The organism is Poseidonibacter sp., assembly GCF_041821165.1.
Taxonomy (GTDB): Bacteria; Campylobacterota; Campylobacteria; order Campylobacterales; family Arcobacteraceae; genus Poseidonibacter.
In genome coordinates, this window is record NZ_JBGUES010000003.1 from 39,900 (window position 1) to 52,264 (window position 12,365).

Annotated in this window: 12 protein-coding genes; 3 read left to right on the forward strand and 9 right to left on the reverse strand. The window is 28.2% G+C overall.

Annotation, left to right across the window (positions count from 1 at the left end):
• Positions 1-14: 14 nt before the first annotated feature.
• The 3 genes from mnmA to ACERKK_RS00820 all read right to left on the reverse strand — a co-directional run bounded on the left by mnmA (position 15) and on the right by ACERKK_RS00820 (position 2,728).
• Complete coding sequence (gene mnmA / locus ACERKK_RS00810; protein ID WP_373771165.1) at positions 15-1,112, reverse strand: tRNA 2-thiouridine(34) synthase MnmA; 1,098 nt, start codon at positions 1,110-1,112, stop codon at positions 15-17.
• A gap of 74 nt (positions 1,113-1,186) precedes the next feature.
• On the reverse strand, positions 1,187-1,672 hold the full coding sequence (folK, locus tag ACERKK_RS00815) for a 2-amino-4-hydroxy-6-hydroxymethyldihydropteridine diphosphokinase (protein WP_373771166.1): 486 nt from the start codon (positions 1,670-1,672) through the stop codon (positions 1,187-1,189).
• Between the two features lie 30 nt (positions 1,673-1,702).
• A complete protein-coding gene (locus tag ACERKK_RS00820; protein WP_373771167.1) occupies positions 1,703-2,728 on the reverse strand; it encodes a M24 family metallopeptidase in 1,026 nt (341 codons plus the stop codon).
• 76 nt (positions 2,729-2,804) lie between these two features.
• On the opposite strand from ACERKK_RS00820, the gene aroQ reads away from it, so the two are divergent.
• The 3 genes from aroQ to sppA are packed head-to-tail and all read left to right on the forward strand — an operon-like array spanning position 2,805 to position 5,404.
• On the forward strand, positions 2,805-3,287 hold the full coding sequence (gene aroQ, locus ACERKK_RS00825) for a type II 3-dehydroquinate dehydratase (RefSeq protein WP_373771168.1): 483 nt from the start codon (positions 2,805-2,807) through the stop codon (positions 3,285-3,287).
• A gap of 10 nt (positions 3,288-3,297) precedes the next feature.
• Positions 3,298-4,521, forward strand: a complete 1,224-nt coding sequence (locus ACERKK_RS00830) for a metal-dependent hydrolase (RefSeq protein WP_373771169.1) — start codon at positions 3,298-3,300, stop codon at positions 4,519-4,521.
• Position 4,522: 1 nt separating this feature from the next.
• Positions 4,523-5,404 carry a signal peptide peptidase SppA gene (sppA, locus tag ACERKK_RS00835; protein ID WP_373771176.1) on the forward strand — a complete coding sequence of 294 codons (882 nt, stop codon included), beginning with the start codon at positions 4,523-4,525 and terminating at the stop codon, positions 5,402-5,404.
• A gap of 18 nt (positions 5,405-5,422) precedes the next feature.
• On the opposite strand, the gene fumC is transcribed toward sppA, so the two are convergent.
• The 6 genes from fumC to ACERKK_RS00865 all read right to left on the reverse strand — a co-directional run bounded on the left by fumC (position 5,423) and on the right by ACERKK_RS00865 (position 12,234).
• Positions 5,423-6,820 carry a class II fumarate hydratase gene (gene fumC / locus ACERKK_RS00840; RefSeq protein ID WP_373771170.1) on the reverse strand — a complete coding sequence of 466 codons (1,398 nt, stop codon included), beginning with the start codon at positions 6,818-6,820 and terminating at the stop codon, positions 5,423-5,425.
• A gap of 51 nt (positions 6,821-6,871) precedes the next feature.
• Complete coding sequence (locus ACERKK_RS00845; protein ID WP_373771171.1) at positions 6,872-7,540, reverse strand: amino acid ABC transporter permease; 669 nt, start codon at positions 7,538-7,540, stop codon at positions 6,872-6,874.
• The gene (locus ACERKK_RS00850; RefSeq protein WP_373771172.1) at positions 7,541-8,323 is read right to left on the reverse strand and encodes an amino acid ABC transporter substrate-binding protein; all 783 of its coding nucleotides are present in this window, start codon (positions 8,321-8,323) and stop codon (positions 7,541-7,543) included.
• 207 nt (positions 8,324-8,530) lie between these two features.
• Positions 8,531-9,733: an acetate/propionate family kinase gene (locus ACERKK_RS00855; protein WP_373771173.1), complete on the reverse strand. Its 1,203-nt coding sequence runs from the start codon at positions 9,731-9,733 to the stop codon at positions 8,531-8,533.
• A 28-nt stretch (positions 9,734-9,761) separates the two neighbouring features.
• On the reverse strand, positions 9,762-10,757 hold the full coding sequence (gene pta / locus ACERKK_RS00860) for a phosphate acetyltransferase (RefSeq protein WP_373771174.1): 996 nt from the start codon (positions 10,755-10,757) through the stop codon (positions 9,762-9,764).
• A gap of 289 nt (positions 10,758-11,046) precedes the next feature.
• Positions 11,047-12,234, reverse strand: coding sequence for an acetate kinase (locus tag ACERKK_RS00865; RefSeq protein WP_373771175.1), 1,188 nt, complete (start codon positions 12,232-12,234; stop codon positions 11,047-11,049).
• Positions 12,235-12,365 lie beyond the last annotated feature (131 nt).

Sequence of the window (12,365 nt, forward strand, 5' to 3'; positions counted from 1 at the left end):
TTTAGCTATTTTAATTAATTATAATCACTTATAAATCCACCACCTAGACAATATTCTCCATCATATAAAACAAGACTTTGTCCTAAAGTAACAGCTCTTTGAGGCTTGTCAAATTTAACTAAAACTTTATCACCATCAGTTTTTGTTACTGTACATTCTTGCTTTTGTTGTCTATATCTAACTTGTGCCATAAGTTTATCACCAACTTTAGGTGGATGTTCTAACACCCAATGCATATGAGAAGCTTCAACATTTTCATTCATTAGTAATGGATGAATTGTATCTTGTACAACTGTTAATGTATTGTTTTCAATATCTTTTTTTGCTGCATACCATGGTTTATGGATGTGTCCATCTGATTCAGTCTCTTTAATACCACCAAGACCAATACCTTTTCTCTGACCTAGTGTGTAACAAATAAGACCTTTATGTTTTCCTATTACTTTTCCATTTTCATCTATAATATCACCTGGAACTGCTTTTAAATGTTGTGTAATAAAATCATCAAATCTTTGGTTACCAATAAAACAAATTCCTGTACTATCTTTTTTATCACTAACTGGAAGATTATGTTCTCTTGCTATTTCTCGAACTTCTTTTTTAGTTAAATCCCCAAGTGGGAACATAGCTTGTGAAAGTTGTTCACTAGATAGTGCATGCAAGAAATAAGATTGATCTTTTGAAGAATCTTTTGGAGTATCTAATACATAGTGGTCTTCATGCTTAGATATTTTTGCATAATGTCCCATTGCAATAAAATCAGCACCCATTTTTTTAGCTTCATTTAAAAATACATTAAATTTGATTTCTCTATTACATAAAATATCTGGATTAGGAGTAAGTCCTTTTTTTAAACCTTCTAAAAATACATCAAATACTTTTCCTCTGTATTCTTCAACAAAGTCCTTACCTTTTACTTCAATGCCTATTATTTCACCAACTTTTTTTGCATCTTCAAACTCTATACGATTAGGACATTGACTACCTTTAACTCCATAGTCCCAATTTCGCATAAATAAGCCTACTACTTCATAACCTTGTTGTTTTAATAGTAATGCAGTAACAGAGGAATCAACACCACCAGACATTCCAACAACTACTTTTTTTTTCATTTTCTACCCTTATAAATTTTATATATATTTGATTTGTTTTTTTTCATTTTTTTTAGTCAAAATTAAAAGAACAATTAAATGTTCTTCATATAATTTAAAGGAATAATCACTGATTCTCTATTTGCCCAATCTTTGTGAGGAATAATAAGTTTTTTTGTATTTATTTTTTTATTATCAAAAAATATTATATCTATATCCAAGGTTCTAGGCGCATCTTGAAAGGATCGCTTTCTTCCATATCTTATCTCTAATCTTTGCATGATTTTTAAAAATTCATTAGGTGCTAGATCAGTTTTAATCGTGATTATACCATTTAAAAAGTCATTTTGTTCTAAGAATCCAAAGGGAGGATTCTTTAATAGAGGACTTGTCATAATAATATGAATTTTTTTATTTTGCATTAAAGATAAAAAAAGTTTATCAAAAGTTTTTTTCATATTTCCAATGTTTCCCCCAATACCAATAGTTACATGATATTTTTTAGAGGATGTGTATTTTGAAATATAAGGAAAATTACTAGTTTTAAAAAGTGTTAATTTATCAGTTAAATTTTTTTTCAAATTTCTCTCTTTTTTAGATATTTTTTAATTTTATAGAATTACAGCTTTACCATTTCTCATTACAACAGTATCTTCAATTCTTACACCAAACTCTTTTGGTAAATAAATTCCAGGTTCAATTGTAAAAACCATATTATCTTCAATAATAACATCAGATTTTGCATTTATATTTGGAAATTCATGAATATCAAGTCCAACTCCATGTCCAGTACTATGAACAAAATATTTTCCATAACCTGCTTTTTCTATAACACTTCTAGTTAGATTATCAATTTGTGAAGCTTTCATTCCACAACGTGCATTATTAATTGCATTTAACTGTGCTTTATATACTAAGTCATAAATTTTTTGATGTTTTTTATTTTTAAAATTTTGGTCCCTTTTAAAAGATAGTTTTTCAAAATTTGCACTAGTTACACAAGTTCTATCTGAACAATATCTTTTATATTTTACACCAGCATCAACTAATATTAAATCATCTTTTGTAAGTATTTTTTTACTTGGTAGGGCATGAGGTTTTGCAGCATTTTCATTTATTGCAATAATAGGATCAAAACTTAAGTCAAGTTTTCCACTTTGACTCATTTTTTCAATTCCTTTAAAAAATAAGAACTGTTCTGTTTGTTTATATCCATTTTTTCTAATATATTTACCTAATTCTTTAAAACCTTTTCTTCCAAGTTTAGCTGCTTTAGATAATAGTTTAACTTCATCATCTGATTTTATTATTCTTTTTGTTTTTGAAAAGTTTGGCTTTGGAGTGAATTTAGTTTTTAAATCACTAGTTAAGTTTATATACATAGCATACGAAAAATCATTTGGATCAAATATAATATTTTTTATTTTATTCTTTTTTAGAATATCTTTTACTGTTTGAACTAAGTTTGAAGACTCGATAACTTCACAGTTTTTACTAAATTCCTGTGCTTCAACTGTATATCTAGCATCTGTGATAAAATAATTATCAGTATTTAAACTTAAAAATATAACATTGTCACAAGAGAAACCACATTCAAAATAAACTGCATTTTCATCCTGCATAATAAAATTCTTCATAAAAAACCTTTCCTTTGGTATCGTTTAACAATAATTTAAATATAATCTTACCTAAATTTTATAAAAGGAATATAATATGAAAATAGCAGTAATTCAAGGTCCAAACCTAAATATGTTAGGTATTAGAGAGCAACACATTTATGGTCCAATGAGTCTTGACCAAATACATGAACAATTACAAGGTGCAGCTTCTCAAAATGGAGTAGAATTAGAGTTTTTCCAATCAAACTTAGAAGGTGAAATTGTAGATAGAATTCAAGAATCTTTAGGAACAGTTGATGGTATTTTAATTAATCCAGCAGCATATTCTCATACTTCTATAGCTATTAAAGATGCATTAAGTGCTGTTGAGTTACCAACTGTTGAAGTACATATCTCAAATATTTATAAAAGAGAAGAATTTAGACAAAAATCAGTAACTGCTGCAGCTGCAACAGGTGTTGTTTCTGGATTTGGTCCTTTTGGTTACCATATGGGATTAATTGCATTAATGCAAATTATTTCAGAAATTAAAGCAGTACAAGAAGCACAAGAAAACGCAGCACCAATTGCTGAATAATTAATATTTAATGAAAATTTTAAGTGCAAAGTGGGTTATTACCTGCGATGAAGACTTTAGTATCATCAAAGATGGTGCTATTGTTTTTACTGATAAGATACTAGATATTGATACTCTTGAAAATATCCAAATAAAATATCCAAATAAAGAAATCATTCAATCAAAAGATAATACTGTTTTAATGCCAGGACTTATTAACTCTCATGTTCATTTAGAGTTTAGTGCTAATAGTACAACATTAAAATATGGTAATTTTATGGCATGGTTAAATTCAGTTATTTCAAATAGAGATACATTAATTGAAAAAGCTACTCCTAAGTTAATATCAACAAAACTTGATAGAATGAAAAAAACAGGTACTACAACAATTGGTGCAATTTCATCTTATTCATTTGATATGCAAGCTTGTATAAATTCACCTATAAATACAGTATTTTTTTGTGAAGTAATTGGTTCAAAAGCTGATATGGCTGATACTTTATTTGCAGATTTTAAAAATAGATTAGAAAGTGCTAAGAAAAATAGTTCAAAGAACTTTATGCCAGCTGTTGCAATTCATTCAGCATACTCTGTTCATCCTTTTTTAGTAAGAGAAAGTTTAGCTTTAGCAAAAGAACAAAACCTTCCTGTTTCAACTCATTTTTTAGAATCACCTGAAGAGTTTGAATGGTTACATAAAGATGAAGGTTTATTTACAGAATTCTTTAGAAACTTTTTAGGTCAAAGTAAGGCTGTTACAAAACCAATGGAGTTTTTAAATCAATTTTCAAATGTAAAAAATCTTTCATTTACACATTGTGTAGAAGCTAGTGATAATGACTTAGAAAAAATCAAACTATTAGGTGCAAGTATAAATCACTGTGTTACATCAAATAGGGTATTAAATAATACAAAACTTGATTTAAAAAGATTAAATGGAATTGATTTTACAATTGGAACAGATGGACTTAGTTCTAATAATTCATTATCAATGTTTGATGAATTAAGAAATGCATTAATGATGCATACTGATGAAAATATAATTGAATTTTCAAAAACTTTATTAAAAGCGGCAACTATAAATGGTAGTAAAGCAATGGGTTTAAATAAAGGAAAATTACAAAAAGATGCAGATGCAGATATTATTTCAATAACATTAGCAGATGAGGTTGTTGATAAAGATGACTTAGCTATGCAAATAATACTACATACTAAATCTGTAGAAAAAACTATAATAGGAGGAGAATTTGTTTAAAATGATTAAATTTTTATTTTCACCAATAATTGCTATTTTAGATTTTATTACTAAGTATTTTAAAACAATAGTTTTTTTAACTATTATGTATTTTGTTATATATGGTTCAAATGATAGTATTAGTGAAGATGTAATAAATAAATCAGCAAATTTACAAAAGATTGAACTTTATGGTCCAATCCTAGATGTATCTAAAACATTAGATGAAATTGAAAAGGCTAAAAATAATCCTAGTATTAAGGGTGTTTTACTAATAGTAAACTCTCCAGGTGGTGCAGTTGCTCCTTCTGTTGAATTAGCTTATGCTATTAAAGAGTTAAAAGCTATAAAACCAGTTGTTGCATACGCAAGTGGAATAATTGCAAGTGGTTCTTATTATGCTTCTATATGGGCTAATACAATTATTGCAAATCCAGGTTCAATGGTTGGTTCAATAGGTGTAATTATGCAAGGTGTAAATACAGAAGAATTAATGGCTAAAATTGGTATTTCAACACAAACTGTAAAAGCAGGTAAGTTCAAAGAATCAGGAACACCTACAAGAAAATGGTTTGATTATGAAAAAGAACAATTACAAAGTATAATTGATGATACTTATAATATGTTTATAACTGATGTTGCAAATGCAAGAAAATTAGATGTGAAAAATCATACTAAATATGCAGATGCAAAAGTTTTTACAGCTAGACAAGCAAAAAAAGTTGGTTTAGTTGATGAGGTTGGAACTATTTCTTTAGCTTCTGATGCTTTAATTAAATTATCAAAAGTAGAAAATCCAATTTGGAAAAAACAAGATAAATTTGATAAATTTATCAATAAATTCATAAGTGAAACTGCTTCAAAAGTTTCTATGAATTTTATGAGTGGGTTAAAAGCTTATTAAGCTTTTAACTTTACTTTTTTATTCTTTTGCATAAATCATCTCATTTGGTTTAACATACTTCTCAAACTCTTCTTTTGTTAAGATATTTAAAGCTACTGCTTCTTCTTTTAAACTTGTATTATTTTTATAAGCTGTTTTTGCTATTAATGCCGCTTTTTCATAACCTATATAAGGATTTAATGCAGTTACTAACATTAATGAATTATTTAAAAACTTTTCAATATTTTTAATATTTGCTTCTATTCCTATTGCACAATTATCATTAAATGCTTTTATTGTATCACTTAATAATCTAATAGATTGAAGTAAATTATATGCAATTATAGGCTTAAATACATTTAGTTCAAAATTTCCTTGACTAGCAGCAATTGATATAGAAGTATGATTTCCCATAACTTGAACAGCAACCATTGTCATAGCTTCACTTTGTGTTGGATTTACTTTTCCGGGCATTATAGAAGAACCAGGTTCATTTTGAGGAATATTAATTTCTGCTATTGCACATCTTGGACCACTTGAAAGCCATCTAATATCATTTGCTATTTTCATTAAATTAGATGCAAGAGCATTTAATGCTCCACTTAAAAATACTTCAGCATCATGTGATGTTAATGCATGAAATTTATTTGGATGTGATTTAAATTTATACTTTGTATTTGTAATTTCATTTAAAACCTCACAAACCATAGGTGAAAAATTAGGATGAGAGTTTAACCCAGTTCCTACAGCAGTTCCACCAATTGCTAATTCTTGAAGATATTTTATTGAATCATCAATTTGTTCTAAGCCTTTTTTTAACATTTCAACATAAGCACTTAATTCTTGACCTAAAGTTAAAGGAGTTGCATCTTGTAAGTGAGTTCTTCCAATTTTTACTATATCTTTAAACTCTTCTACTTTTTTTTCAACTGTTGTTTTTAATATATTTATTGAAGGAATTAATTTATTTTGTAATTGTAGAATAAAAGCAATTCTCATTGCAGTAGGAAAGGTATCATTTGAGCTTTGACTTTTATTTACATCATCATTTTCATGAATAACTTTTTTAACTCTAAAATCATATCCCAAAAGTTCACTTGCTCTATTTGCAATAACTTCATTTATATTCATATTAGATTGAGTTCCTGAACCTGTTTGCCAAACTACAAGAGGAAAGTTATCATCAAATTTACCACTTATTATTTCATCACAAGCTTTTGAAATAACTTCACATTTTTTATCATCTAAGTTCTTTAATTTATTATTAACAATAGCACAAGATTTTTTTAAATATGCAAAAGCATTTATAATCTCTTTTGGCATTTTTTCATCACCAATAGGAAAATTCTGTAGACTTCTTTGTGTTTGAGCTGCCCAATATTTATCATTAGGAACTTGGATCTGCCCCATTGTGTCTTTTTCAATTCTATAATCCATATTAAAGCCTTTATTTAGAATAAATAAGCTTTAAATACAAATAAATAAGAGTTAATATGCTTTATTTAGTTTTATTTCAAGCTTATTTTGTAGATAAGTAAATATTAGCACAATTACCCAATAAACAATAGCAACTGCTAAGAAAGATTCAAAATATTTAAAACTACTTGCTGCTTCAAGTTGAGCTTTTGCCATAATTTCTGGAACACCTAGTGTAAAAGCTAAAGATGTACTTTTTACTAAATCAATAAAATTATTCATTAAACTAGGAATTGCAACGCGAATAGATTGTGGTAAAACAATATAAATAAATGTTTGTGTTTTATTTAACCCTAATGAATAAGCTGCTTCAAATTGACCTTTTTCTATAGAACTAATTGAACCTCTAATTGATTCTGCCATATAAGCAGAAAAATGAAGAGATAAACCAAGAACACAAGCCCAATATGCATCCATAGCAGAGAAAAATGGAATAATTTGAGGTAAACCATAATAAAATAAAAATAGTTGAACAAGAAGAGGTGTTCCTCTTAAAAAAGAAACATAAAGGTCAGAAAGTTGAGATAATACTTTTATATTATATGTCTTAATTATTGCAATAATTATTGCAATACTCAAAGCAATGACTGTTGAAATAACAGCCAAGCTTAGTGTAATATTTATATATTTTAAAAGTATTGGAAAAATTCCTAATGTGTAATCTACATCAAAACTATACATTTATTTTGTCGTAATATCCGTATTAAACCATTTCATAGAAATGTTTTTAAATGTTCCATCTTCTCTTAATGCAACAATTGCTGAGTCAACTTTCTTTAATAATTCTTCATTCTTCTCATTTTTTATAAATGGAAAAGAGTTTTCAATAATTACAATAGGTGAACCTACAAGTTTTAATGGTAATTTAGATTTTTTAATTAATTCAACAGAGGATACTCTATCTTGAACAAAAGCATCAAGTCTTTTTAAAACTACATCTTGCTCAAAACCATTTCCATCATATGAAATAACTTCAATTTGTGAATCTTTATCATAATCTTTTACAATATTAACATAGTTCGTTCCCAAAGAAACACCAATTTTTTTACCTTTTAAATCATCTAAAGAAGAAACATTTTGTGTATCTTCATGTACAACAATTTGTGCACCATCAAATACATAAGGCTTAGCAAAAGAGTATTTTGCAACTCTTTTTTCAGTCATTGTAACTTGGTTTGAAATAGTATCAATTTTATTTGTCTCTAACATTCCAAATAATCCAGAAAATTTTGCAGTTTTAAACTCAATATCTACATTAAGTTTTTTACCAATTGCATTCCAAATATCAATTTCAAAACCTTGTAGTTTATCATTCTCAAAGAATGTAAAAGGGTAATATCCACCTGATGTACCAACTTTTATTACCTCTTTTGAACTAATTACTTCTTTATTCTCTTTTTTATCAGAACATGCTGTAAATAGTGTTGTAATTAGAAGTAGAAAAATAAGTGATAACTTTTTCATTATAATCCTTTTGATAAGTTTATTGCAATACTACTACTTTAAGGATTAATGATTACTTATAACAGTCATTTTTAAGTCACTTTATTGTAACTAATTTAAATAATACTTGAAATGATGATTTTTTATTTAAAAGGTAAAAGAAATATAGAGTTTTTATGTAAGAAGAAAGATAAAGATGAAGCAAAAGCTTCATCTTTTAGAAAGGAATTATGCTTCAAGTCCAGATACAATTTTGTAAGTATCATTTGCAATAACAAATTCTTCATTTGTAGGAATAACAAAGATTCTAGCAGCAGAACTATTTGTTGCGATATCTCTTGCATCTCCTGATCTTTTATTATTTTTAGTAGGGTCAAGATTTAATCCCATACCATCAAGACCAGCACAAACGATTTCTCTAATTAGTGATGAATTCTCACCAATACCACCTGTGAAACATAATGCATCAACACCATCAAGTGCTGCAACGTAAGCTCCAACATATTTTTTGATATTGTAAGCAACCATTTCAACAGCTAATCTACATCTATCATCACCATCTTGCATACCTTGTAAAACTTCTCTTAAATCAGATGATTTTCCAGAAATTCCTAAGATACCAGATTTTTTATTCATAACATCAAGAGTTTCATCAATAGTCATACCCTCTTGGTTCATCATGTAAGAAATTGCACCAGCACCAACATCACCAGCTCTTGTTCCCATCATTAAACCTTGAACAGGAGTAAGACCCATTGAAGTATCAATACATTTACCATTTAATACAGCAGAAACTGAAGAACCATTTCCTAAGTGACAAACGATAATTCTAGTATTGTGTTTTTTATCTAACATTCCTCTTGCTTCATTAGATACGAAGTAGTGAGAAGTTCCGTGGAAACCATATTTTCTAATACCATGTTTAGTGTATTGATCATGAGGTAATGCATACATATATGCATAATCAGGCATAGTTTGGTGGAATGCAGTATCAAAAACAGCTACATTTGGTTTACCAGGAATTAATTCTTTACAAATTTCCATACCCATGATATTTGCAGGGTTATGTAATGGTGCTAAAGGAATTAATTTTTTCATTGTTTCAATAACTTTATCAGAAACCATTACAGATGAAGCGAACTCTTCTCCACCATGAACAGCTCTATGTCCAATTGCATCAATATCATTAATAGAAGAAATAACTTTTCCTTCTCCATCAGTTAAAGTTTTTAATACTAACTCAATAGCTTCTTTATGAGTTGGCATAGGAACTTCTAAAGTAAGTTTTTGACCTTCACCGAATTCATGCTTTAAAACACCATCGATACCGATTCTTTCACATAAACCAACTGCTACAACTTCTTTACTTACTGGGTTCATTAATTGATACTTTAAAGACGAGCTTCCTGCATTTAAGATAAATACTAACATATATTATTTCCTTTGTTATTAAATTTAATTATTTGATTTGTGTTGCTGTAATAGCCACTAAATTTGCGATATCTTCAACTGAACAACCTCTTGAAAGGTCATTAACTGGTTTTGCTAAACCTTGAACAACTGGTCCATGAGCTTGTGCTCCTGCAAATCTTTGAACTAATTTATAACCGATATTTCCAGATTGTAAATCAGGGAATACTAATACATTTGCTTTTCCAGCTACTTCTGAACCTGGTGCTTTTTTTGCTCCAATTGCTTCAACGATTGCTGCATCTGCTTGCATTTCACCATCAAATGAGAAATCAACATTTCTTTCATCTAAAATATCAACTGCATATTGTACTTTATCAACTAATGGGTGGTTTGCACTTCCTTTTGTTGAGAATGATAACATTGCAACTCTTGGCTCTAAACCAACAACAGATGATGCAGTTGCAGCTGTAGCACATGCGATATCTGCTAATTGCTCAGCATTTGGTTCAGGAATTACTGCACAATCTGCAAATAAAATTAAACCATTATCACCAAATTTTCCATCAGCTGTTTCCATAATAAATGCTGAAGAAACAGTATTTATTCCAGGTGCTGTTTTAATAACATGAATAGCAGCTTTTAAAACATCAGCAGTAGGAGAGTTTGAACCTGCAACTAAACCATCAGCATCACCAAGTCTAACCATCATACAACCAAAAAATCTTGGTTCTGTAGTCATGATTTCAGTAGCTTCTTCTCTAGTTAAACCTTTTTTCTTTCTTAACTCAACTAATTCATCAATATATTTATCAATATTATCAAATTTTTTAGGATCAATTATTCTTGCTCCCTCAATATTTGCTCCACACGCTTGCGCATCTTTTTTAATAGTATCTTCATTTCCAATTAAAACAACGTTTGCTGTTTTTTCTTCTAATACTTGTTGTGTCGCTTTAAGTACTCTTTCGTCTTCTGATTCTGGAAGTACGATAGTTCTTATTTGTAATTTTGCTTTTTCTTTAATATTTTCAATTAAACCCATTAAGTTATCCTTTCTACTTTTAACTGTCGTGAAGATTATAATTTATAACCGTAGCATTAAAGTAGCATCGGTATATAATCTTAAAACAAATTATATTGTATAGGATATTTTGGAAAAAGTACACAAAATATACAATTAAAAATAAAAATAAAAGATTTGTGCATTTTTGTAATAATATATCGCTATTTTAAGGCTTGTAGAAATTTAAATTATTAAATAAAAGGTGATTTTGTACAAGAATTGTACAGTAAGTATAGATTTTTTACAAAAATTATAATTAACAAAAGCATTATGCTTTTGTTAATTCATATGTGTCTTTTGCTATAACTAATTCTTCATTAGTAGGGATTATAAATATTTTTGTCCTAGAATCATCATGGTTGATTTCTCTATTTCCATCCATTCTATTTATATTTTTCTCTTTATCAAGTTTTATTCCCATAAATTCTAAACCAGAACAAACTTTTTCTCTAATAATATCAGCATTTTCACCAATTCCAGCAGTAAAACAAATTGCATCAACTCCACCTAACATTCCAGCATATGAACAAATATATTTTTTTATTCTATTACACTTCATATCAATTGATAACATTGCTCGTTCATCACCTTTTGCACTAGCTTCAATTATTTCTCTTAAATCTGATGAAATACCAGAAACACCAAGTAATCCTGACTCTTTATTTAAGTAGTTTACTAATTGTTCAGCACTCATCTCTTTTTTCTGCATTAAATAAGAAATAACAGCAGGATCTAAATCTCCTGATCTTGTTCCCATCATTAAACCCTCAAGTGGTGTTAATCCCATTGATGTATCAATTGATTTCCCATCTTGAACTGCACAAATTGATGAACCATTACCTAAATGACAAACTATTACTTTAGTATTTTCTTTATTTAATAATTTTGATGCTTCATTTGATACATAATAGTGGCTTGTTCCATGAAAACCATATTTTCTAACACCATGATCTTTATAATCAGCATAAGGAACAGCATACATATATGAACTTGCAGGCATAGTTTGATGAAAAGCAGTATCAAATACTGCTACATTTGGTTTTGTAGGCATTAATTCCCTACAAATTTTAATACCAACAATATGTGCAGGATTATGTAATGGTGCTAAAGGTATAAGTTTTTCTAATTTTGATAATACATCATCATCTATTATTACAGACTTTGAAAAATACTCTCCACCATGAACAACTCTATGTCCAATAGAAGAAATTTCATCAATATTATCTATTACTTTGTTTTCTCCATTAGTTAAACAGTTAAGAACAATTTCAATTGCTTCTTTATGAGTAGGCATTGAAATTTCTTCTTTAATCTTTTTGTCATTAGCTTCATGAACTAATCTACCATCAATTCCAATTCTTTCACAAAGTCCAGAAGCTAAAACTTTTGAGTTTTCTGGATTCATTAATTGATATTTTAAAGATGAACTTCCTGCGTTTAAAATAAATACTAACATTTATTTATATCCTTTTATATAATTTTTTATAGCTGTAATTTTGGGATGTGATTCTAACCTAATATTAATTTATTTTAACTTTTGGAAAATTTTTTAATTTTATAAAGATTAAAGCTGTCATTAAAGCATCA

Excerpts from the sequence above, each read along its gene's own strand:
- pta (WP_373771174.1), bottom strand. The coding sequence starts at position 10,757 with ATGGGTTTAATTGAAAATATTAAAGAAAAAGCAAAATTACAAATAAGA.
- ACERKK_RS00850 (WP_373771172.1), bottom strand. The coding sequence starts at position 8,323 with ATGAAAAAGTTATCACTTATTTTTCTACTTCTAATTACAACACTATTT.
- ACERKK_RS00830 (WP_373771169.1), top strand. The coding sequence starts at position 3,298 with ATGAAAATTTTAAGTGCAAAGTGGGTTATTACCTGCGATGAAGACTTT.
- mnmA (WP_373771165.1), bottom strand. The coding sequence starts at position 1,112 with ATGAAAAAAAAAGTAGTTGTTGGAATGTCTGGTGGTGTTGATTCCTCT.
- aroQ (WP_373771168.1), top strand. The coding sequence starts at position 2,805 with ATGAAAATAGCAGTAATTCAAGGTCCAAACCTAAATATGTTAGGTATT.
- ACERKK_RS00820 (WP_373771167.1), bottom strand. The coding sequence starts at position 2,728 with ATGAAGAATTTTATTATGCAGGATGAAAATGCAGTTTATTTTGAATGT.
- sppA (WP_373771176.1), top strand. The coding sequence starts at position 4,523 with ATGATTAAATTTTTATTTTCACCAATAATTGCTATTTTAGATTTTATT.
- ACERKK_RS00855 (WP_373771173.1), bottom strand. The coding sequence starts at position 9,733 with ATGTTAGTATTTATCTTAAATGCAGGAAGCTCGTCTTTAAAGTATCAA.
- ACERKK_RS00845 (WP_373771171.1), bottom strand. The coding sequence starts at position 7,540 with ATGTATAGTTTTGATGTAGATTACACATTAGGAATTTTTCCAATACTT.
- fumC (WP_373771170.1), bottom strand. The coding sequence starts at position 6,820 with ATGGATTATAGAATTGAAAAAGACACAATGGGGCAGATCCAAGTTCCT.
- ACERKK_RS00865 (WP_373771175.1), bottom strand. The coding sequence starts at position 12,234 with ATGTTAGTATTTATTTTAAACGCAGGAAGTTCATCTTTAAAATATCAA.